The 21,754-nt window shown below is 70.5% G+C and carries 21 protein-coding genes; 9 read left to right on the top strand and 12 right to left on the bottom strand.

Annotated features, from left to right (window positions below; translation table 11 throughout):
* The first annotated feature begins 11 nt into the window (after positions 1-11).
* Positions 12-1,451 (top strand): GuaB1 family IMP dehydrogenase-related protein, encoded by a 1,440-nt coding sequence (locus MMF94_RS20635; RefSeq protein ID WP_241038746.1) that lies wholly within the window; start codon positions 12-14, stop codon positions 1,449-1,451.
* 40 nt (positions 1,452-1,491) lie between these two features.
* On the opposite strand, the gene MMF94_RS20630 is transcribed toward MMF94_RS20635, so the two are convergent.
* Positions 1,492-2,085 carry a TetR/AcrR family transcriptional regulator gene (locus MMF94_RS20630; protein ID WP_241038745.1) on the bottom strand — a complete coding sequence of 198 codons (594 nt, stop codon included), beginning with the start codon at positions 2,083-2,085 and terminating at the stop codon, positions 1,492-1,494.
* Positions 2,086-2,170: 85 nt separating this feature from the next.
* Here MMF94_RS20630 and MMF94_RS20625 point away from each other — a divergent pair, with 85 nt between their 5' ends.
* A complete protein-coding gene (locus MMF94_RS20625; protein WP_241038744.1) occupies positions 2,171-3,136 on the top strand; it encodes a quinone oxidoreductase family protein in 966 nt (321 codons plus the stop codon).
* A gap of 59 nt (positions 3,137-3,195) precedes the next feature.
* Here the strand turns inward: MMF94_RS20625 and MMF94_RS20620 are convergent, their stop codons facing one another.
* The gene (locus tag MMF94_RS20620; RefSeq protein WP_277398774.1) at positions 3,196-4,533 is read right to left on the bottom strand and encodes a PhoH family protein; all 1,338 of its coding nucleotides are present in this window, start codon (positions 4,531-4,533) and stop codon (positions 3,196-3,198) included.
* Positions 4,534-5,614: 1,081 nt separating this feature from the next.
* Here MMF94_RS20620 and MMF94_RS20615 point away from each other — a divergent pair.
* From MMF94_RS20615 to MMF94_RS20605, 3 genes are all read left to right on the top strand, one after another.
* Complete coding sequence (locus tag MMF94_RS20615) at positions 5,615-6,007, top strand: hypothetical protein (protein WP_241038743.1); 393 nt, start codon at positions 5,615-5,617, stop codon at positions 6,005-6,007.
* A 532-nt stretch (positions 6,008-6,539) separates the two neighbouring features.
* The gene (locus tag MMF94_RS20610; RefSeq protein ID WP_241038742.1) at positions 6,540-6,932 is read left to right on the top strand and encodes a hypothetical protein; all 393 of its coding nucleotides are present in this window, start codon (positions 6,540-6,542) and stop codon (positions 6,930-6,932) included.
* A 486-nt stretch (positions 6,933-7,418) separates the two neighbouring features.
* Positions 7,419-7,808 carry a hypothetical protein gene (locus MMF94_RS20605; RefSeq protein ID WP_241038741.1) on the top strand — a complete coding sequence of 130 codons (390 nt, stop codon included), beginning with the start codon at positions 7,419-7,421 and terminating at the stop codon, positions 7,806-7,808.
* A gap of 182 nt (positions 7,809-7,990) precedes the next feature.
* Here the strand turns inward: MMF94_RS20605 and MMF94_RS20600 are convergent, their stop codons facing one another.
* Positions 7,991-8,764: an isoprenyl transferase gene (locus tag MMF94_RS20600; RefSeq protein ID WP_277398773.1), complete on the bottom strand. Its 774-nt coding sequence runs from the start codon at positions 8,762-8,764 to the stop codon at positions 7,991-7,993.
* A 122-nt stretch (positions 8,765-8,886) separates the two neighbouring features.
* On the opposite strand from MMF94_RS20600, the gene trhA reads away from it, so the two are divergent.
* Positions 8,887-9,558, top strand: coding sequence for a PAQR family membrane homeostasis protein TrhA (trhA, locus tag MMF94_RS20595; RefSeq protein WP_241038892.1), 672 nt, complete (start codon positions 8,887-8,889; stop codon positions 9,556-9,558).
* 60 nt (positions 9,559-9,618) lie between these two features.
* Here trhA and MMF94_RS20590 read toward each other — a convergent pair whose 3' ends face one another.
* From MMF94_RS20590 to mca, 4 genes are all read right to left on the bottom strand, one after another.
* Positions 9,619-10,227, bottom strand: a complete 609-nt coding sequence (locus tag MMF94_RS20590) for a hypothetical protein (protein ID WP_241038891.1) — start codon at positions 10,225-10,227, stop codon at positions 9,619-9,621.
* A gap of 209 nt (positions 10,228-10,436) precedes the next feature.
* Positions 10,437-12,455, bottom strand: coding sequence for a thioredoxin domain-containing protein (locus MMF94_RS20585; RefSeq protein WP_241038740.1), 2,019 nt, complete (start codon positions 12,453-12,455; stop codon positions 10,437-10,439).
* 13 nt (positions 12,456-12,468) lie between these two features.
* On the bottom strand, positions 12,469-12,882 hold the full coding sequence (locus MMF94_RS20580) for a hypothetical protein (protein ID WP_241038739.1): 414 nt from the start codon (positions 12,880-12,882) through the stop codon (positions 12,469-12,471).
* Between the two features lie 21 nt (positions 12,883-12,903).
* A complete protein-coding gene (gene mca / locus MMF94_RS20575; RefSeq protein ID WP_241038738.1) occupies positions 12,904-13,815 on the bottom strand; it encodes a mycothiol conjugate amidase Mca in 912 nt (303 codons plus the stop codon).
* 590 nt (positions 13,816-14,405) lie between these two features.
* Here mca and greA point away from each other — a divergent pair.
* Positions 14,406-14,891 (top strand): transcription elongation factor GreA, encoded by a 486-nt coding sequence (gene greA / locus MMF94_RS20570; protein ID WP_241038737.1) that lies wholly within the window; start codon positions 14,406-14,408, stop codon positions 14,889-14,891.
* A gap of 42 nt (positions 14,892-14,933) precedes the next feature.
* Here the strand turns inward: greA and ilvA are convergent, their stop codons facing one another.
* On the bottom strand, positions 14,934-16,184 hold the full coding sequence (gene ilvA, locus MMF94_RS20565) for a threonine ammonia-lyase (RefSeq protein WP_241038736.1): 1,251 nt from the start codon (positions 16,182-16,184) through the stop codon (positions 14,934-14,936).
* Positions 16,185-16,276: 92 nt separating this feature from the next.
* Here ilvA and MMF94_RS20560 point away from each other — a divergent pair, with 92 nt between their 5' ends.
* Positions 16,277-16,504 carry a hypothetical protein gene (locus MMF94_RS20560; RefSeq protein ID WP_241038735.1) on the top strand — a complete coding sequence of 76 codons (228 nt, stop codon included), beginning with the start codon at positions 16,277-16,279 and terminating at the stop codon, positions 16,502-16,504.
* Positions 16,505-16,530: 26 nt separating this feature from the next.
* On the opposite strand, the gene MMF94_RS20555 is transcribed toward MMF94_RS20560, so the two are convergent.
* Both MMF94_RS20555 and MMF94_RS20550 read right to left on the bottom strand, forming a co-directional pair.
* Complete coding sequence (locus tag MMF94_RS20555; protein ID WP_241038734.1) at positions 16,531-17,679, bottom strand: cystathionine gamma-synthase; 1,149 nt, start codon at positions 17,677-17,679, stop codon at positions 16,531-16,533.
* A gap of 109 nt (positions 17,680-17,788) precedes the next feature.
* Entirely contained in the window at positions 17,789-19,153 is a 1,365-nt protein-coding gene (locus MMF94_RS20550; RefSeq protein ID WP_241038733.1) for a cystathionine beta-synthase, read from the bottom strand.
* A gap of 281 nt (positions 19,154-19,434) precedes the next feature.
* Here MMF94_RS20550 and shbA point away from each other — a divergent pair, with 281 nt between their 5' ends.
* The gene (gene shbA / locus MMF94_RS20545) at positions 19,435-20,064 is read left to right on the top strand and encodes an RNA polymerase sigma factor ShbA (protein WP_241038732.1); all 630 of its coding nucleotides are present in this window, start codon (positions 19,435-19,437) and stop codon (positions 20,062-20,064) included.
* On the opposite strand, the gene MMF94_RS20540 is transcribed toward shbA, so the two are convergent.
* On the bottom strand, positions 20,061-21,323 hold the full coding sequence (locus MMF94_RS20540) for an RNA polymerase sigma factor (RefSeq protein WP_241038731.1): 1,263 nt from the start codon (positions 21,321-21,323) through the stop codon (positions 20,061-20,063). The genes shbA and MMF94_RS20540 overlap by 4 nt on opposite strands.
* Positions 21,320-21,670 (bottom strand): YciI family protein, encoded by a 351-nt coding sequence (locus tag MMF94_RS20535; protein ID WP_379660236.1) that lies wholly within the window; start codon positions 21,668-21,670, stop codon positions 21,320-21,322. Before MMF94_RS20535 ends, MMF94_RS20540 begins: the two co-directional genes overlap by 4 nt.
* Positions 21,671-21,754: the final 84 nt, after the last annotated feature.

The raw sequence follows: 21,754 nt of genomic DNA, 5'->3' as shown, positions 1-21,754 counted from the left end.
GTTGCCGTTTCGTGCGATTCCTCGAGGGCAAAGAGCCCCACCACGACCTGACCTACGACGACGTGTTCCTCGTTCCTGGCAGGTCATCCGTGGCGTCGCGGTTCGACGTCGACCTCACCACCGCCGACCGCTCGGGCGCCACGGTTCCGGTCATCGCGGCCAACATGACATCGGTCGCCGGCAGGCGGATGGCCGAGACGCTCGCCCGCCGGGGCGCGCTCACCGTGCTGCCGCAGGACGTGGCCTCCGACGCGGTCGCCGAGATCGTCGCGTGGATCAAGGCCCGGCACCCCGTCTGGGACACGCCGCTCGTGCTCACGCCCGCCGACGCCGTGGCCGACGCGCTCAACCTGCTGTCCAAGCGGGCTCACGGCGCGATCGTCGTGGTCGACGAGGACGGGCGTCCGGTCGGCACGGTCGACGAGGCCGCGTGCACCGGGGTCGACCGCTTCACGCGAGTCGGAGACGTGCTCGACGCCTCGCCGCTGACGCTGCCGCTCGACACTGCGCCCCGTGATGTGTTCGACGCCCTCGGCGCACGGCGGGTGGCCCTCGGCCTCGACGCGGACGGCCGCCTCGCCGGATTGCTCACCGGGCTCGGCGCGCTGCGCGCGGCGATCTACTCCCCCACGCTCGACGCGCGGGGGCGGCTGCGCACCGCGGCGGCGGTCGGCATCAACGGTGACGTCGCCGTCAAGACGGAGGCGCTGCTGGAGGCGGGGGTGGACGTCGTCGTCGTCGACACCGCCCACGGCCACCAGGACAAGATGCTCGACGCTCTGCGGGCCGTCCGGAAGGTGGTCGCCGGCGCGGGCTCGGCGGTCCCGATCGCGGCAGGCAACGTGGTGACGGCCGCGGGCGTGCGCGACCTCGCGGACGCGGGCGCCGACATCGTCAAGGTCGGCGTCGGCCCGGGTGCGATGTGCACCACGCGCATGATGACGGGCGTCGGGCGACCGCAGTTCTCCGCGGTGCTCGAATGCGCCGAGGCCGGGCGCCACCACGGCGTCCGGGTGTGGGCCGACGGCGGAGTGCGCCATCCTCGTGACGTCGCCCTCGCCCTCGCCGCCGGCGCGTCCGCGGTGATGATCGGCTCCTGGCTGGCCGGCACCTTCGAGTCACCGGGCGACCTGCTGCGCGACGAGAACGGGCAGCCCTACAAGGAGTCGTTCGGGATGGCGTCCAAGCGCGCGGTCGGCGCTCGCACCCGCGACGAGGGCAGCTTCGAGCGGGCGCGCAAGGCCCTGTTCGAGGAGGGCATCTCGAGCTCGAAGCAGTTGCTCGACCCGGTCCGTCCCGGCGTGGAGGACGTCCTCGACAGCATCTGCTCCGGCGTCCGCTCGGCGTGCACCTATGCGGGCGCCCGCACTCTCGACGAGTTCCACGAGCGAGCCGTGGTGGGCGTGCAGACGATGGCCGGCTTCATCGAGGGCACACCGCACGGGTTGTGACGGATGGCGGCGGCTGAGGCGTTCGTAGCCGCCGCGAGGGTCACGCCCCGTCGGCCGGGGCGTCCAGCAGCGCTGTTGCCGTGGTGCGCAGCGCCGCGGCGAGGCGCGCGGTCTCGCCCGACGTCACGAGCTGCACCACGACGTCGCTGCGCAGCCCGCCCAGCAGGACGTGGCTGAGCAGCTCGGCGTCGAGGTCGGGGCGAGACTCCGCGAGGAGCCCGGTGATGTGCCCGTGCCAGAAGACGTGCAGTGGATGCGGTCCGTCCTGCTCATCCTCCGTCGGGTGCGTGACGGTCGCGTGGTCGAGCGCCGCCATCAGGCCGATGTTGCGCGAGACCAGCTCGACGAGCGCGTCGAGGAAGGCCAGGAGCCGCTCGCGGGGCGGGGCGCCCGGCCCGAGCGGCGGTGGCCCGGAGAGCACCGCTTCGTGCATCGCGAACGCCCGCTGCTCGGCGAGCGCGACCATCAGCCCCCTGCGGCTGCCGAACCGGTGGAAGACAGTGCCCTTGCCGACACCGGCAGCGGCGGCGACCTGCTCCACCGAGACCTGATCCGGACGGTGGACGGCGAGCAGCTCCTCGGCCGCCGCGAGGATCAAGCGCCGGTTGCGGGCAGCGTCGGCACGTTCGCGCACGTAGGACCTCCTAGCAAAGTGGACCGCAGGTCCAGTACGCTCGATCTTGACCACCGGTCCAGTTAGTCCACGAGCAGGGGAACAGATGCGCGCCATTGTCATGCACGAGCACGGAGGGCCTGAGGTCCTGAGACTGGAAGACGTCCCCGAGCCCGTCCCGGGGGCCGGCCAGGTGCTTCTCCGCGTCGAGGCCGCAGGAGTCAGCTACCACGAGACAGCCATGCGTGCGGGCACTTTCCCCATGTCCGTGCCGCTCCCCGCGGTCTTCGGCTTCGAGGCGGCGGGCACGGTCGAGGCGGTGGGCGAGGGCACCGACCCCGGGCTGATCGGGCAGCGCGTCGTCGCCCTCGACACCTCCCACGGCGGCACTTACGCCGAGCGGGTCGCCGTGCCGGCCTCGGCGATCACGCCGATCCCCGAGGGGCTGAGCAGCGCCGACGCCGTCACCTTCGCAGTGCAGGGATCGGTGGCGCTGGCACTGTGCGTCGCGGGGCAGGGCCAGCACGAGGAGACCGTGCTCGTGGAGGTCGCGAGCGGGCTCATCGGCGGATACGTCACGCAGCTCATGCGGGCACACGGCGTGCGGCGGATCGTCGCGACCGCGGGCGGCGCCGCCAAACGTGACCTCGCGCTGAAGGCGGGCGCGGACGTCGTGCTCGACCACACCGATCCGGACTGGCCCGACCAGGTCGCCGAGGCCGCGGGCGGCACGGTCGACCTGGCCTTCACCTCGATCGGCGGCGCGACGACAGCGCGCTACCTCGACGCGATGACCCCCGGCGCCGGCCGGATCCTGCTGTACGGGCTGCTCGCGGGTCCGCCGGACATCGCGCCGATCGACCTGCTGGCCCGCGGGCTGACCCTGACGGGTTGCAGCGGCACAGGCTGGATGGAGCGTCTGACGACCGGACGCAGCCGGGCGCTCGCGCTGGCGGCCGACGGGATGCTCACGCCCTCGGTCGCCCGCACGTTCGCCCTCGAGGACGCCGCGGAAGCCCATCGGCACATCGAGTCCCGGGCGGCGCGCGGCAAGCTCGTTCTCGCCCCCTGAACACCAGCGCCCTCCCACCGCCGCCAACGGCGGGAGGGCGCCTCTCCGTCAGGACCGCATCAGGCGGCCGGACCCTCCAACATCTCGGTCACGAGCGCGGCGATCGGGCTGCGCTCGCTGCGGGTGAGCGTCACGTGCGCGAAGAGCGGGTGGCCCTTCAGCTTCTCGATCACCGCCGCCACGCCGTCGTGCCGCCCGACACGGAGGTTGTCGCGCTGCGCGACGTCGTGGGTCAGCACCACGCGGGACGCCGTACCCAGCCGCGACAACACCGTGAGCAGCACGTTGCGCTCCAGCGACTGCGCCTCGTCGACGATCACGAAGCTGTCGTGCAGCGAGCGACCGCGGATGTGCGTGAGCGGCAGCACCTCCAACATGCCGCGGGCGATGACCTCCTCCAGCACGTTCTGGCTGACCAGCGCGCCGAGCGTGTCGAAGACGGCCTGCGCCCAGGGCGCCATCTTCTCGCTCTCGCTGCCCGGCAGGTAGCCGAGCTCCTGCCCACCCACGGCGTACAGCGGACGGAAGACCACTACCTTGCGGTGCTGCTGGCGTTCCATCACAGCTTCCAGACCGGCGCAGAGCGCGAGCGCCGACTTTCCGGTGCCTGCCCGGCCACCCAGGGAGACGATCCCGACCTCGGGGTCGAGGAGCAGGTCCAGGGCGACCCGCTGCTCGGCGGAGCGACCGTGGAGCCCGAACGCCTCGCGGTCGCCGCGGATCAGTCGCACCCGCTTGTCCGCCGTGACGCGGCCGAGCGCCGCCGAACCGCCACCCGTGAGCCGCAGGCCGGTGTTGCACGGCAGGTCGCGAGCAGCGTCGTGGTCGATGACTCCATCCCGGAACAGGGCGTCCACGTCGGCAGACGTCACGTCGAGGTCCGTCATGCCGGTCCACCCGGACGGCACCACGTCGAGGGCGTGGTACTCGTCGGCCTGGAGCCCGACGGCAGCGGCCTTCACCCGCAGCGGCATGTCCTTGCTGACCAGCACCACCTCTCCCCGGCCTTCGAGCTTGCGCTCCGCGGCCAGGTTCAGCGCGCAGGCGAGGATGCGGCTGTCGTTCGAGTCGGTGCGGAATCCGGCCGGCAACACCTCCGGGTCGGTGTGGTTCAGCTCGACGTGAAGCGTGCCCCCTCCGGAGCCGATCGGCACCGGTGCGTCCAGACGGCCGTGCTCGATACGCAGCTCGTCGAGCATGCGCAGTGCCGTGCGGGCGAACCATCCGAGCTCCGGGTGGTGCCGCTTCCCCTCCAGTTCGGAGATGACCACGAGTGGCAGCACCACCTCGTGCTCGTCGAACCGGGTCATCGACCACGGGTCGGCGAGCAGAACGGAGGTGTCGAGGACGTAGCAGCGGGTGGTGTGCGAAGCGGGGGCAGTACGACGGTCTGTCACGAAGGCTCCTCGCTAGCGCTCGTCGCAGCCGAACCCCGAGTCGTCTGAGGCGACTCGGGATGAGCGGCCGACGATTGCTCCCTGGTGGGCGCGGCACCGCGCCCACGTCACCGGTGGGCCGGCCGGCCCTGGCCCGGGCATTTCCGGCGGCCTGACGTTCGCCGCCGTCCACGCCCGCGAGGGCCGGGTGCCGGCCCCCTCGGGTGCAAGTGACACCACGACCAGGGCCTCCCGAGCGGTCCGCATGGGGTACGGCCCGCTGATGAGAACGCTACCGGCGGTCACCCCGGTCCGGTCAACAGCAAGACCGTGTCGAGTCGTCCGCTAACGGCAAGATCTCCCGTAACGGACTACCGCTTACCGATGGGACGACACCGCCTGTCGTGATCTTTGGCACTTTGGTCCGATTGATGAAGTTTCCGTGCTAGATGGCCGGTCGAGCCGCACGGCGCCGGCCTAGCGCCTCGCCAGCCAAATGGAGCAACTGGCGCAGACCTCACCCGCCGAGGTGGGGATCGCAGGACCGGAGGTCGCCAGGCCCGGACGAGCGGGCCCTCCGCCCGGACCTGGTAGGGGCCCGATCGGATCCGGATACCGCGCCGGTCCACAGGTCATGATCGCGGATGGCGACGGGACGACCACGAGGGCTGCACGCACCTGGCGCGGGAGCACGTCGTCGGGCCCGCGGAGAGGCACCATGCGGGTACATGGTCGTGCACACTCCTCGGGTCAGGAGGACGACGTGGACGCATCCGGCACACCGGGACGCCCAGTGGCACCACCAGCCGAGCTGTGCAAACGCCTCGACCGCCCGAAGGATACGCACTTTCAAGGTGATAAGCGATCACACATCGTGGCCCTCATCGCCGGACCGACAGCCGGGGAGCAGGCTTCCAGGCCCCCGAAAGAAGGCGTAACCAAACTTTGCGTCATCGATTCACACGATAGTTGTAATGAAATTGTTGCAGGCTTGGTCCAGCCGCTAGTTTTCCGCTCGATCAGCGAAGGCTCCCCGTCACGTCGCTGACTCTGAATGGGGATCGGCTCCGGTCGGCTCCGATGACTCAACAGGAGATGAACTGTGCTGAAGAAGGCTGGAATTGTCGTGGCTGCCGCCACTGCCGGTCTGCTCGCCGTGGCCCCCCTTGCCTTCGCGGGCGACAGGGGAGACGACTCCGACCAGCGCTCGGAGTCCAGGAGCGCCAGCTCGACGGTCGGGCTCTACGACATCGACTACGAGAACGACTCCGCCGAGTGCCTCACCCTGAACAACGCGACGTCCACCGCCGACAACGCGGCCACCTCGAACACCTTGGCGATTCTCGGCTTGGCGACGAGCACCCTGACCCAGACGCTCACCCCGGCCGCCACTGCAGCCCAGACACCACTCCAGACCGCGAGCTGCAACAACTTCACCTTCGAGGACAACCGCGAGGACAACAGCACCGCTGTCACCGGCTCGCTCAACGGGTGATCCTCGCCTGAGGGCAACCCGCCGAAGAGGGCCCGGACCTTGTCGGTCCGGGCTCTCTTCTCTGCCTGACACCATGCCTGCGAGAAGACCGCTCGCGAGAGGAGCCATCGGGGGGATGCCATCGGCCCGAGTCGATTCCCCAGCGAGCCGCCGGCCGCGTACCGGCAACCCGAGCGCCCGTGCGGCTGCACAAGTCGCAGGAACTCGCGGGCCCATTCGCCGCGGCGTACCTCCGGGAGGGCAAACACGCTGCGTGTGCAGACAAAAGGATACGCGCCCATGCGGGTGATGAGCGATCACGCATCGTGTAGATCAGCAGCCGGCCCACGGAGTCGGTGGTCGCGGAACACCCCCGAAAGAAGGCGTATCCGAAACGTAGAGTAATTGGTTCATACGATCGTGTCAGGAATTTGTTTCACCCCGACTCTGGCCGCTAGATTTTCGGCGGTCAGCGAGGGCTCCCCCCATCACACCGCTGGCTCTGAATGGGATCGGCTCCGGTCGGCTCCGATGACTCAACAGGAGATGAACTGTGCTGAAGAAGGCTGGAATTGTCGTGGCTGCGGCCACCGCCGGTCTGCTCGCCGTGGCCCCACTGGCCTTCGCGGGAGACAAGGGCGACTCCGACCGCGGCTCGGACCGCGGGAACTCCACCGCGTCGGTCCGGTACGTCGATGTCGACGCGGAGAACGACTCCGCAACATGTGCCTTCCAGAACGACGCCCAGGCCGCCGCCGAGAACTCGGGCACTACGAACACCTTCGCACTGCTCGGTGCGGCGACGAACGTCCTGACCCAGGCGATCGCCCCCGTCACCACCGCGGCTCAGACCGTCACTCAGATCGCAAGCTGCAACAACATCACGTTCGAGGACAACCGTCAGGACAACAGCAGCACCGTCGAGGACTCGCTCAACAACGGGTGATCCTCGCCTGATCTCGAACTGCACGAAGCGGGCCCGGACCATTTCGGTCCGGGCCCGCTTCTGCTTGGGGCCTGACTTCTTTCCGCGGCGGACGGGCCGCGCCGGCTGGCGAGCCGGCCCGGTCCAGCAACCCGCACGATCCGAACGGCTCGGGTCAACCTGCATCGCCCGCCCCGTCGGCACGCCCCTCAGACGCTTTCGCACCGCGCACGCTGCGAAAGGATACGGACTCAGGCGAGTGAATCACGGTGACACATCGTGAAGCGGATCTCTTCTCCACCCAATAGGCCACCAGACGAAACACCTCCAAAGAAGGCGTAACCAAACGTAGAGTGATCGCTTCACACGATCGACGTATGCGATTTGTTCCGGCACCGCCCCATTGCTACATTTCCCTTGGTCAGCGAGGGCTCCCCCCGTCACGCCGCTGACTCTGATGAGGATCGGCCCCTGGTCGGCTCCGATTGAATCAACAGGAGATGAACTGTGCTGAAGAAGGCTGGAATTGTCGTGGCTGCGGCCACAGCCGGTCTGCTCGCCGTGGCTCCGCTGGCTTTCGCAGCGGACCGGGGCGACTCTGACAACGGCCAGCGCGGGGGCAACGCCCCGTCGTTGTCGCTCTACGACATCGACCTGGAGAACGACTCCGCCGAGTGCGCGTTCATCAACAACGCGCAGGCCGACGTCACGAACGACGGCACCTCGAACGTTTTCGCCCTCCTCGGTGCGGCGACGGGCGCCCTGACCCAGACGATCGCCCCGGTGACCACCGCGACTCAGACGGTGACCCAGACCGCGAGCTGCAACAACCTCACCTTCGAGGACAACCGCCAGGACAACAGCAGCGCCGTCACTGGCTCCTTCAACGACGACTGACCGTCGATTGATCGAGGCCTGACGCCGGCTACACGTAGGCCGGGGACGTCGGGTCGCATCCGCTGAATGCCCTTCTGACTCGGTGACGGACTTGCCAAGAGTCCGTCACCGGTCGGAAGGGCATTCGCCTTGTACGGAGCTACACCGCGCCAGCTGTTCTCGCAACGGGGATGGCTGCCGGATCAGGAGCCGAAACGACGGTGGCGGGCTGCGTAGTCACGCAGGGCACGCAGGAAATCGACGCGTCGGAAAGCGGGCCAGTAGGCCTCGCAGAAGTAGAACTCCGAGTGCACGGACTGCCACATCAGGAAGCCCGAGAGCCGCTGCTCACCGGAGGTGCGGATCACGAGGTCCGGATCCGGCTGGCCCGACGTGTACAGGTGGGCCGCGATGTGGTCGACGTCGAGCACCTCGGCGAGCTCCTCAATGGAGGTGCCCGACTCCGCGTGCTGGAGCAGGAGCTTGCGCACCGCGTCGGCGATCTCCTGGCGTCCGCCGTAGCCGACGGCGATGTTCAGCTCGAGCCCCGTGCGTCCGACGGTGCGGGCAGCCGCGGCGGAGAGCTGGTGTGCCATCTCTGACGGCAGCAGTTCGAGCGCTCCCACGATCCGCAGGCGCCAGCGGGTGGCCGGTCCGGTCAGGTCGTCGACGACGCCGGTGATGATCTCGAGGAGCGGTTCGAGCTCCTCCGCCGGGCGGTTGAGGTTGTCGGTCGAGAGCAACCATAGCGTCACGACCTCGACGCCGGCCTCTTCACACCACTCCAGCAGATCGGAGATCTTGGCGGCGCCGGCGCGGTGGCCGTCGTTGACGTCGGCGTATCCCTCGCCGCGCGCCCATCGCCGGTTGCCGTCGAGCATCAGGGCGACGTGCCGCGGTCGTTCTGCCGGCCCTCTGGCCAGCTCGAGGCGGAGCTTGCGTTCGTACAGCGAGTACAGCACGTCACGGACGCCCACGGGCAGTCAGCGTACGCCCGGGGCCGTCACCCCCTTCGACGCGCGGTCCACCTGGCATCCTGCGGTTCACCGCCGGTACATGAAGGCGTCGACGCAAGTGCCGTAGCCTCGATCAGGTGAGCATGCGGACCGTCCCCGTGCCTCCCGGCGCGCCGCTGGTCAAGCCACGTATGCGCGGGTGGCTCCACTTCTGGTCGTTCGCCGTGTCGATCGCGGCGTGCGCCACGCTGATCGCCGTCTCGGCCGCACTGGTGGGGTCGTGGGCCGCCCTCGCCACCTCGGTCTACAGCGTCACGATCCTCGGCCTGTTCGGCACGAGCGCTCTCTACCACCGCCGCACCTGGCGCACACCGCGCAGCCGGGCCGTCATGCGCAGGCTCGACCACTCGATGATCTTCCTGTTCATCGCGGGCACGTACACGCCGGTGGCTGCGCTCGCGATGGACCCAGGCACAGCACGCTGGGTGCTCATCCTGGTCTGGGCGGGCGCGTTCGCCGGCGTCGTACTGAAGACGGTGTGGCCGCACGCCCCGGCGTGGGTCGGCGTGCCCATCTACGTCGCGCTCGGGTGGGTGGCCGTCTTCGTGCTCCCCGCGATTCTCACCGGCGGTGGAGTCGCGGCGCTCGTGCTCATCCTCACCGGTGGCCTGCTCTACACCGTGGGGGCGGTCATGTACGCGACCCGCAAGCCGAACCCGTGGCCCGCCACGTTCGGCTACCACGAGTTCTTCCACGCGGCCACCGTGCTCGCCGCGATCTGCCACTACATCGCGATCTGGCTGATCCTCTTCTGAACCCGGCCACGGCCCGCGAGCCGTCCCGTCCGTTCGTGCGGCCGACCCTCGAGGGGTCGGTCATGCGCCGTCGTTGCCGGTCGGGCCCTTCGCACGCAGCTCGTCGACCTTCGCCATCGCCTCGCGCAGCTCGTTCAGCCACTCGTCAGCGTGCTGCCCGACCAGCCGCACCGCCCAGGCCAGCGCGTCGGAACGAGAGCGGGCAACGCCCGAGTCGACCAGCGTGTCGAGCACGATGCGCTCCGGCTGGCGCAGCCGCGTCATCACCGGCACCGAGGCGACGGTGAACAGCTCGACGGTGCTCCCGAGGCGGGCGCCCCAGGCCACCTTGCGCTGGTAGCGGTGCTCCGCCTGGCGAGCGATCTCGATGCGCTCGTCACGCGTGGACTCGCGGAAGCGCGAGATGCGCCCCGCCACCGCCGCTGCCCGATCCGCCCGGCCTGCCTCCGTGTCGGGGAACTCGGTGTCGATCGCGGGAAGCTCCCCCACGATCAGGATCTCCTCACGGTCCACCGTCACGTCCGGGGCGTCGACGAACCACGCGTCGGGCAACCGCCCCTGCAGCCATGCCGCGGCGTCGTCAGCACCGGGAAGGTCCGCCTGCTGCCAGCCACCCCTGCCAGGCCCGCGGCCACCTCGGCCACCGGGCCCGTGCCACCCGCGATGCATCCGTCCAGACATCTGCTCCACCTCCACTGCCGTGTTCGATTACGAGATTACACAGCAACAGCAGTGCGCCGCAGAGTTTCACGGTGGGTGAACCGGGCCGCCCACCCGATCGGGGGAATCAGTGGTGAAACAGACAAATCGTCCGCTGCTCACGTCCTCCTCGGGAACCGGGCGGCCCCCGAGGTATGGCGGAGCTCGCGAGGCGTGGGTCAGGGGCGTAGGCCGAGGCTCGCTGTGAGCTCCTCCGTCGCCGTCACGGGGCGGTCGCAGACGAAGCCCCGGCAGACGTACGCCGCGGCAAGGCCGTCGACGAGGGGACGGTCGGCGAGCAGCGGGACCCCGGCCGCTCCCGGCTCGCCGGGCACGATGACGGTGCCACCGGCGGCGATGTGCCGGGCGTGGGCGAGCAGTGCGTCCCGGCTCGCGTCGCCGTCGGGTCCGACGACCGCCACCTGCAGCGGCCCGCGCACCATCGCCTCGGCCGCGGTGAGCCAGTGGCCGGCGAACCGCGGGTGGTGCTCGGCCAGCGTGCCCGCCCCGCGTAGCCCCTCCTCGGCGGCGTCCCGGTACCGGGCCGGGTCGGCCACCAGCACCGATGCCGTCAGCAGGGCCGATACCGTGGCCGAGCTCCCGCACGGCGTGGCGTTGTCGGTGAACTCGCGCGGCCGGTGCAGGAGCGTCTCGGCGTCGTCCGCCGTGTCGTAGAAGGAGCCGGGACGCTCCGGGTCGGCGAAGTGCTCGAGCGCGACGTCGAGCAGTTCGGTGGCCGCGGTGAGCCAGCGTGGCGAGCCGGTGGCCTGGTGCAGTGCGAGCAGTCCCTCGGCGAAGGAGCCGTAGTCCTCCAGAACCCCGGCGGCGGTGCCGACCGCCCCGTCCCGCGACGAGCGGCGCAGCCGCCCGTCCACCAGGTGCAGCCGCAACAGGAGATCAGCGGCCTCGGCCGCAGCGTCCACCCAGTCGGGACGATCGAGCGCCGCGCCACCCTCGGCGAGCGCGAGCATCGCCATCCCGTTCCACGCTGTGATCACCTTGTCGTCCCTGGCCGGCTGCGGGCGCATCTTGCGTGACGCGAGCAGCGCGGCGCGGACTCGCTCCCAGCGCTCGGGGTCGTCGGGGTCGGCCAGCAGTTGCAGCGTGGAGGAGCCGTGCTCGAACGTGCCCCGCTCGGTGACGGTGAGCAGGGTCGCGGCCCAGTTCCCGTCGTCGTCGCCCAGCACCTCGCGCAGCTGCTGCGGCGTCCACGAGTAGGTCAGTCCCTCGACGCCGTCGGTGTCGGCATCGAGCGCCGAGGCGAAGCCGCCCTCCGCGGTGCGCAGGTCGCCGAGTAGGAACGCCGCCGTCTCCTCGGCGATGCGGCGCGGGAACGGCTCTCCCGTGATCCGCGCGAGGTGCGCGTAGACCCGGAGCAGCAGCGCGTTGTCGTAGAGCATCTTCTCGAAGTGCGGCACGATCCACTGGGCGTCGACGCTGTAGCGGGCGAAGCCGCCTGCGAGCTGGTCGTACATGCCACCGCGGGCCATCCGCTCGCAGGTGAGCGCGGCGGGGCGCAGCACGTGCTCGGCTCCGGTGCGCTCGTAGTGGCGCAGCAGGAACTCCAGCGCCATCGACGGCGGGAACTTCGGTGCCCCGCCGAATCCGCCGAACCGCCCGTCGAACATCTCGATGAGGGTGTCGGCGGCCCGCTCCAGGGACTCCGGACCGACGGGCGACGGAGGCAGCGCCGCGGCCGCGTTGTCGGCGAGCCGGGCGGCGATCTCCCCGGCCGAGCGGCGCACGCGCTCGCCGTCGTCGCGCCACGCCCTGGTGACGGCGTCGAGGAGCTGGCGGAACCCCGGCATGCCGGCGCGGGAAGTGGGCGGGTAGTAGGTGCCGCAGTGGAACGGCTCACCGGCAGGGGTGAGGAAGCACGTCATCGGCCATCCGCCCTGGCCGGTCATGGCCTGGGTGGCCGCCATGTAGACAGCGTCGATGTCCGGGCGCTCCTCCCGGTCGACCTTCACCGCCACGAAATCGGCGTTGAGCTGCTTGGCGGTGGCCTCGTCCTCGAACGACTCGTGAGCCATGACGTGGCACCAGTGGCAGGCCGCGTACCCCACGGACAGCACCACGGGGACGTCCCGGCGAGCCGCCTCGGCAAAGGCCTCGTCGGACCACTCCCACCAGTCGACGGGGTTGTCGGCGTGCTGGAGCAGGTACGGGCTGGTGGCTGCGGCGAGCCGGTTCGGCATGCCGTCAACCCTGTCAGGCCCGGCTGCCCCCGGCATCCTCTGGGCGGCGTTCGGCCTCGCCCGCCCCGTGCTCGGCCCCGTTCTTCTTGCCGTTGGCCGTGAGTTGCGCCTTGTCGTCGTCGGCCTCGTCGTCCGCCGGCGCCTCGGGCTCGTCGCCTGCCTTGTCCGGCTCGTCCTCGGCGGGCCCGAAGCTGGACGGCAGGCGCCGGAGCCGCTTGGTCATCGACCGGATCAGGAAGATCGTGACGATCGCCAGCAACACGATGACGACGAGCGCGACGGGCGAGGCCTCGCCGAACTCCGGGCCCTTCCCCGGCGGGGGCGCGGGGTCCTGCGCCGGCACCGCCATCACCACGGGCACGACCGGAGCCGAACCACTCCCCTGGATCAGGAAGGGCTCAGCCACAAGCGGCGCGACGGGACTCACCCGAAGAACGGTACGCGCCGGTCAGACGGCCGGGCGCACCGCCACCCCGGCGTCGACACCGGCGAACAGATCATCCTCCGGAGTGGGTGAATCGACGAAGCTGCGGACGAGTTCGTAATCCTCCGTCGGCCACACCTCCCGCTGGATCTCCAGCGGTACGAAGAACCAGCGGCTCGTGGGGTCGATCTGCGTCTCGTGGGCGAGCAGGGCCCTGTCACGCACGTCGAACCAGTCGCCGCACTGCACCCGGGTGGTGACGCGCTCCAACGCATCGGGGCGGTCGGCCCAGTTCTGCAGCCACTCGTGGTACGGCGACTCGAGACCGCGGGCGAGCAGCGCCTCGTGGAACAGCACCATGCGCTTCTTGGAGAAGCCGTGGGAGTAGTAGAGCTTGAGCGGCTGCCACGGCTCGCCGGTGCCGGGGTACAGGTCGGGGTCGCCTGCAGCGTCGAAGGCCGCCACCGAGATCTCGTGGCAGCGGATGTGGTCGGGGTGCGGGTAGCCGCCGGTCTCGTCATAGGTGATCACGACGTGCGGGCGGAACTCGCGGATCAGGGCCACCAGCGGCCTCGTGGCTACCTCGAGGTCCTGCACCGCGAAGCAGCCCTCCGGCAGCGGCGGCTTCGGGTCGCCCTCGGGGAGACCGGAGTCGACGAAGCCGAGCCAGCGGTGTTGCACGCCGAGGATCTCGGCTGCGCGGGCCATCTCGGCACGTCGCACCGCCGGGAGATCGTCAAGCACGCCGGGCCGGTCCATCGCCGGGTTGAGGATGCTTCCGGCCTCGCCACCCGTGCAGGTGACGACCATGACCTCGTGGCCTTCCTCGACGTAGCGCGCCATGGTGGCGGCACCTTTGCTGGACTCGTCGTCGGGGTGCGCGTGCACAGCCATGAGCCGCAGAGGTCCCGAGTTGTGCAGTGCTAGTGAGGACATGGCGGTCGCTGCGGTCCTTCCGGTCGAACGTGCGTCGGACAGATCATCGGGACAGATCATCTACCGGAACGATGGTGTCAGATCAGCCCGACAACCTGTTCCTTCCTGGTCAACACCGATGGCCCCCACGTGCTTCCCCTCCGGTTCGCGATCTCCTCGTGGTGGCTCCCTGTGACCACCTCCGTGCCCGCTTCGTAACGCTGTGCAACCGAGCGAACGGGCGCCCGACGGGCGGCACGCCCGGGATGCCGAACTGCGGCGGAGAGACGCCCGGCACCGCTACCCTGAGCGGTCGCCCCGACCCCCATCCGGCCGCAGCCACCGGTCGACCTCGGTGTCGTAGGGTCACTGACCTGCGGCGATGACGTCGCCGGGAACTTCCCGAACGCCCCAACCGTTCGTCGAATAGCTGCGACGAGCGGCTGCCACCGTGTTACCGTGAGCCGACACGGCCCGCAGGCGGGTCGTGTTTTTCCTTACTCGGGGCTAGTGCCGCCTTCGAGAACGGGGCCGCGCACCGGCGGTGCCCGACCCCGCGGGCGAACGGTCCGTGGCTGCATGGACCGCGACAGGCTGGAGGAGTGATGACCGTGACGGAAACCCAGGTGACCTGGCTGACCCAGGATGCCTACGATCGGCTCAAGCAGGAACTCGATGAGCTGATCGCGAACCGCCCCGTCATCGCTGCTGAGATCAACGCCCGCCGAGAAGAGGGCGACCTCAAGGAGAACGGCGGCTACCACGCCGCGCGCGAGGAGCAGGGCCAGCAGGAAGCGCGCATCCGCCAGCTTCAGGAACTGCTCCGCACCGCGCACGTCGGCACGCCGCCCACGTCGTCCGATGTCGCCGCTCCCGGCATGGTGCTGAAGATCCGCTACGACGACGAGGACACCGAGACCGTGCTGCTGGGCTCCCGTGAGGAGGGCAGCCACGGTGACCTGCAGGTGATCTCCCCGAACTCGCCGCTCGGAGCCGCGCTGCTCGGTGCGCGGGTCGGCGAGTCACGCGAGTACCAGTTGCCCGACGGCGGCAACATGAAGGTTGCGCTCGTGTCAGCGGAGCCGTTCCGAGGCTGATCCAGCACTCGACACCCCCGACCACATCGCACGGATCGCGGTTCAACGCGGCCCGGCCACCTCGACCACGTTCTGGCCGGTGCCGCGCAGCGCTTCCACCAGCTCCGCGCAGTGGTCGGGGCCACGAGTCTCGAGCGCCAACGCCACTTCCACCTCTCCCAGTGGGAGCGTGCCCGAGATACGTGAATGCTCGACGTCCAGCACGTTGGCGCCGAGTGAACCCACGTGTGCCAAAAGCTCGGCGAGCGCGCCGGGCCGGTCTCCGACGCGTACCCGCAACGACAGGTAGCGGGCGGCGGAGGCCATGCCGTGCTGGATCACGTGCAGCAGCACGAGGGGATCCACGTTCCCGCCGGACAGCACGGCCACAGCAGGTGTGGCGAACCGGCGCGGATGCTGCAACAGTGCGGCCACCGCTGCCGCTCCTGCGGGCTCCACCAGCAGCTTCGCGCGCTCCAAGCAGTGCAACAGAGCTTGGGAGAGGGCGTCGTCGTCGACCGTCATGATCTCGTCGACGAGGCTCGCCACCTGCGGGAACGTCACCTTCCCCGGCTGCCCGACGGCGATGCCGTCGGCGATCGTGCGCATGGACTCCAACGCCAAGGGCTCGCCTGCGGCGAGGGACGGAGGCCAGGCGGCGGCGCCGGCGGCCTGCACCCCCACCACCGTGACGTCGGGGCGCTGCTCCTTGACCGCGGCCGCGATGCCGCCGAGCAGGCCGCCTCCACCGGTGCAGACGAGCACGGTGCGCACGTCCGGCACCTGTTCGAGCAGCTCCAGCCCGACCGTCCCCTGGCCGGCGATGATGTCGCGGTGGTCGAACGGGTGCACGAAGACGGCCCCGGTGCGTTCGGCGAACTCAGTGGCCGCGGCGATGCTGCCGTCGATCGTCTGGCCGACGAGATGCACCTGTGCGCCGTAGCCACGAGTGGCGCCGACCTTCGGGATAGCCGCCTGTTCGGGCATGAAAACCGTGGCCTCGATCCCGAGCATCTGGGCGGCCAGGGCCACGCCCTGTGCATGATTGCCTGCGCTGGCGGCCACCACCCCATGGGATCGCTGCTCGTCATCCAGACGGGCGAGCCGCGTGTACGCGCCACGGATCTTGAACGACCCGGTGCGCTGCAGGTTCTCGCACTTCAGCCACACCGGACCACCGCACATCTCCGACAGCGCGCGGGACCCGGCCATCGGCGTGGGAGAGACCACCCCCCGCAGCAGCTCAGCGGCGCTACGAACGTCCGCGAGCCCGACGGGCGGCGCGACGGATCCGACGGTGACCATGTCACCCATCCTCGCACCGTGGAGGCGAGGGCCCACGCCCCCCGGTAACCTGTGAACCAGTGGGTAGCGGCATCCGACGGAGCCGCTGGCGGGGAGGTCGGATGACTCGGCTGCGGGCGATGGCACCGTTGTTCGTGGCCGCCGTGCTGGCGGCGGTGGCCGTCGCCACGGTTGAAGGTGCAGGCTGCGACGATCCGGGCCGCTACGAGCTGAACGCCGACGGTTACGAACTGGTGGGCGGCTGCATCGCTCCTGGCGACCTCGTGGTGCCCGAGCCCGCCCAGCAGCCACCCACCACCGCCGACCTGGACACCCCGGCGAAGAGCTGACCCGCCGAGGTGCCGCCGCCCACGGCTCAGCGGGTGGCGGTGTCCAGCGCTTCCCGGAGGTCCTCCGCGAGGTCCTCGACGTCCTCGATGCCCACCGAGAGCCGCACCAGGTTGGCCGGCACCTCCAGCGCCGAACCCGCCACCGAGGCGTGGGTCATGGCGCCGGGGTGCTCGATGAGCGACTCGACGCCACCCAGCGACTCGGCCAGCGTGAAGAGGGTGGTGGCGCCACACACCCGCAGCGCCGCCTCCCGGCCACCCGCCACGGTGAAGGACACCATTCCGCCGAACCGGCGCATCTGCTTCGCCGCGACCTCGTGGCCGGGGTGCTCGGGCAGGCCGGGGTAGAGCACGCGCTCGACGCCGGGGTGCCCGGCGAGCAGCTCGGCGATGCGCTCCGCATTGTCGCTGTGGCGCTCCATGCGCACGGCGAGGGTCTTCACCCCGCGCAGGGTGAGCCACGCGTCGAACGGGCCGGGGACCGACCCCACCGAGTTCTGGGTGAAACGCAGCCGCTCCGCGAGCTCGTCGTCACTCGTGACGAGCGCGCCGCCCACCACGTCGGAATGGCCGCCAACGTACTTGGTGGTGGAGTGCAGCACGACGTCGGCGCCGAGACCGAGTGGGTTCTGGAGGTAGGGCGACGCGAACGTGTTGTCGACGACGAGCCGCGCGTCGGCCGATCGGGCGATGTCGGCGAGGGCCGCGATGTCGGCGATACCGAGCAGCGGGTTGGTGGGGGTCTCGCACCAGATGGCACGGGTGGTCGGCCGCAGCGCCGCACGCAGCGCGTAGATGTCCGAGAGGTCAGCCGGTGTGTACTCGATCCCCCAGGGCACCAGCACCTTGTCGACGAGCCGGAACGTGCCGCCGTACGCGTCGTGCGGGATGACGATGTGGTCACCCGGGCGCAGCAGCACGCGCAGCAGGACGTCGGAGGCGCCCATTCCGGAGCCGAACGCGAGTGCGTGGCGCCCGCCTTCCAGTGCGGCGAGGCACTCCTGTAGCGCGGTGCGGGTGGGGTTGGCGCTGCGCGAGTACTCGTAACCGCCGCGGAGCCCACCCACCCCGTCCTGGGCGAAGGTGGACGACTGGTGGATCGGTGTGATCACCGCACCGGTCGTCGGGTCCGACTCCTGGCCGGCGTGGATGGCGTTGGTGGAGAAGCCGCGCATGTGAGCACGCTACGCGGACCGCGGCCGGCCCCGGCCGCGCGGTGGCCCCTCTCGCCGGAAAGCCACGTCCACGCCATCCGATGGCGTGAACGTGGCTGGTGGGCCGGGGTCAGCTGCCGAGGAAGGCCAGCACGTCGGAACGGGTCACGACGCCCGCAGGCTTGCCGTCCATGAGCACGAGCGCGGCGTCGGCTGTGGCGAACGCGCTCATGGCCGTGGCCAGTGCCTCACCGGCGCCGATGGTGGGCAGTGACGGCGACATGTGCTTCTCCAGCCGGTCCGACAGCTGCGCCCGGCCGGTGAACAGCGCGTCGAGCAGGTCGCGCTCGACCACGGCACCCGCCACCTCCGCGGCCATGACGGGCGGCTCCGCCCGGACCACGGGCATCTGCGAGACCCCGAACTCGCGCAGGTACTGCACGGCGTCGGCCACGGTCTCGTTCGGATGGACGTGCACGAGCGCGGGAATCGCACCGTCCTTGCGACGCAGCACGTCGCCGACGGTGGCGCCCTGCGCCGGGGGCAGGAACCCGTAGCTCGCCATCCAGGAGTCGTTGAAGACCTTGCCGAGGTAGCCGCGGCCACCGTCGGGCAGGAGCACGACGACCACAGCGTCGGCCGGGAGCTCGCGCGCGACGACCAGCGACGCCGCCACCGCCATTCCGCAGGAGCCGCCGACCAGCAGGGCCTCCTCGCGGGCGAGCCGACGGGTCATGTGGAACGAGTCGGCGTCGGAGACCGCCACGATCCGGTCGCAGATGTCCTTGTCGTACGTCGTCGGCCAGAAGTCCTCGCCGACGCCCTCCACGAGGTACGGACGGCCACCGCCGCCGCTGTACACCGATCCCTCGGGGTCGGCGCCGATCACCTGGACGCGGCCGCCGGACGCCTCCTTCAGGTAGCGGCCCGTGCCGCTGATGGTGCCGCCGGTGCCGATCCCGGCCACGAAATGGGTGATCCGGCCCTCGGTCTGCTCCCAGATCTCCGGGCCCGTGCCGAAGTAGTGGGACTCGGGATTGTGCTTGTTGGCGTACTGGTTCGGCTTCCAGGCGCCCTCGGTCTCGGCGACCAGCCGGTCGGAGACGCGGTAGTAGGAGTCGGGGTGGTCCGGCTCGACGGCGGTGGGGCACACGACGACCTCCGCGCCGTAGGCGCGCAGCACGTTGCGCTTGTCCTCGCTCACCTTGTCCGGGCAGACGAAAACGCACTTGTAACCGCGGCGCTGGGCGATCATGGCGAGGCCGACGCCGGTGTTGCCCGACGTGGGCTCGACGATCGTGCCGCCGGGACGCAGCTCCCCCGATGCCTCGGCGGCGTCGATCATCCGTAGCGCGATCCGGTCCTTCACGCTGCCGCCCGGGTTGAAGTACTCCACCTTGGCGAGCACGGGCGCGGCGACCCCTTCCGCGACCGTGCCGAGCCGGACGAGCGGGGTGTTCCCGACCAGGTCGGTGACGTGCTCGACGTAGCGCATAACTCAATGGTCGCACCCTGGGCGCCGAGCGCCTCGCCGGTGCCGCACGACCTGCGACGTGGGAAGTTGCGCAGAGCCGAATGGTTGCACGTTCAGTCGTCCGGCCGATCGGGAGCACAAAACGTGGCGAACGGACTAGTCTTCCCCAACACGGGACGAACCTCACCGACCGAGCGGGCCGCGGCCGGTTGATCCGACGACTCCCGAGAGTGGCCGGGGCCGTGCGGTCCCGCCGACCCGGCCGTTCCCGGCCAGGACCGATGAGCAGGAGGGGCGCACCGGTGCCATCGGTCGGCGACGACGTCTACGGGGTCGAGGATCGCGACCGGGCCGAGGCTCAGCGCCTTGCCATCCGTGACGCCGAGCTGGACGAGCTCGCGAGGCGCGCCGCCACCGGCCACAAGCGCTCACTGGAGCAGCTGCTGGACCAGGTGCGCCCGTTGATCGTGCGGTACTGCCGCGCACGGATCGGCGTGACGGTCGGCATGGCCACGCCCGACGACGTGGCGCAGGACGTCCTGATCGCGCTCTACAACGCGCTCGAGCGCTGGCGTCCCGGCGAGACGCGGGTGATGGCCTTCGTCTACGGGATCGCGAGCAACAAGGTGGTGGACGCGTTCCGCGCGGCCGGGCGTAACCGCTCCATCCCCACCGACACGCTCCCCGACTCGGCCGACGCCGCTGCCGGCCCCGAGACGATCGCCGTGCTCGGCACCCAGATCGCCGAGCTGCGCCACCTCCTCGACCAGCTCCCCGAGCACCACCGCGAGGTGCTCGTGCTGCGGATCGCGCTGGGCCTGAGCGCCGAGGAGACCGCCCGCACCGTCGACTCCACGGCGGGCGCCGTGCGCGTCACCCAGCACCGGGCGCTCACCAAGCTGCGCCAGCTCGCCGCCGAGCGGCCCTCCTAGGAACGTGTCACCTCGCGCAACCTGCGCTCCAGGTAGGCCCGCTCCGGTTCGTTGCCCACGAGCTGAAGCGCCCGCCGGTAGTCGAGCGCGGCGTCGCGGTGGCGGCCGAGCCTGCGCAGGAGGTCGGCGCGTGCGGCGGGCAGGAGGTGGTAGCCGCGCAGCCGCTCGTCGTCGGCCAGGGCGTCGACGAGCTCGAGCCCGGCTGCCGGACCGTCCCGCATCGCCACCGCCACCGCCCGGTTGAGCCGCACCAGCGGTGACGGCGCAACGTCGCCGAGCACGTCGTAGAGGGCCACGATCTGCGGCCAGTCGGTGGTGGCGACGTCCGCTGCATCGTTGTGCAGCGCCGCGATGGCCGCCTGCAGCGCGTACTGCCCGGGTGCGCGGTGGCGCAGCGCCTCGACGACGAGCCTGCGTCCCTCGGTGATGCGATCCCGGTCCCAGAGCGACCGGTCCTGCTCGTCGAGCAGCACCAGGTCGCCGTCCGGGGTGGTGCGGGCGGCTCGCCGGGCGTCGATCAGCAGCATCAGAGCCAGCAGCCCCGACACCTCCGGCTCGCTGGGGAGCAGGCCGTGCAGGATCCGGGCCAGCCGGATCGACTCGTCGGCGAGATCGGCCCGTAGGAGCTCGGGCCCAGCGCTGGCCGCGTAGGACTCGGTGAAGATCAGGTAGATGACACGCAGCACGCCCGGGAGCCGGCCGGGCAGCTCGAGCGCGTCCGGCACACGGAACGGGATGCGCGCCGCTTGGATCTTGCGCTTGGCACGCACGATGCGTTGCGCCATCGTGGCGGTCGGCACGAGGAACGCGCGGGCCACCTCGGGCGTGCCCAGCCCGGCGAGGCACCGCAGGGTCAGCGCAGTCTGTGCCTCGATCGGCAGGGCCGGATGGCAGCAGGTGAAGAACAGCCGGAGCCGTTCGTCGGGGACGTCCTCGTCGCCCGTTACGCGGTCGGCGACGCCCTCACGCTCGGCCTCTGCCTGCATCACGGCCAGCCGGGCGGCGTAGACCTTGTCCCGGCGCAGCCTGTCGACGGCCTTACGGCGCGCGGTGGTGAGCAACCACGCGGCGGGCTTCCCGGGAACCCCGTCGACCGGCCAGTGTTCGAGCGCGGCGGCAACGGCCTCGGAGGCGACCTCCTCGGCCAGGTCGAGATCGCCGAACTGGCGTACGAGAGTGGCGAGCAGCCGGCCCCGCTCCTCACGGCTTGCCGCTTTCTCTATGGCAGCTTCGACGGAGCCGGCTGCCGCCGGGGTCACGGTGCGTCGAACTCCAGGATCGGCCGAACCTCCACCTTCCCGCCGCGGCGGGAGGCGGGGCAGCGAGCCGCCCAGTCGAGTGCCGCGTCGAGGTCGGGGGCGTCGATCAGGTAGAACCCCCCGAGGATCTCGCGTGTCTCGGCGAACGGCCCATCGGTGACCACACGCTCGCCGTTGTCGCGGACCTGGACGGTGGTGGCGGTCTCCACGCCCTGCAGCGCTTCGCTCGCCACCTTCACACCCGCGTCGATGACGGCCTTCTCGTAGGGCCAGTACTCGTCCATCTCCTGTTGAATGGCCTCCTCGGTGGGGGGTTCGGTGGGCTGGGCACCGTAGAGCAGCAGCATGTACTTCACGGGAAAGCTCCCTGTCGTCGTCACGGGGTCGACATGGGTGGCCGGGGTGCCACCACAGCATGACGACGAACGACC

This window comes from Pseudonocardia alaniniphila, assembly GCF_022524485.1.
In the GTDB taxonomy this organism is placed as follows: Bacteria; Actinomycetota; Actinomycetes; order Mycobacteriales; family Pseudonocardiaceae; genus Pseudonocardia; species Pseudonocardia alaniniphila.
Note: the sequence above shows the minus strand (reverse complement) of the source record. Positions and strands in the feature narration are given on the sequence as shown.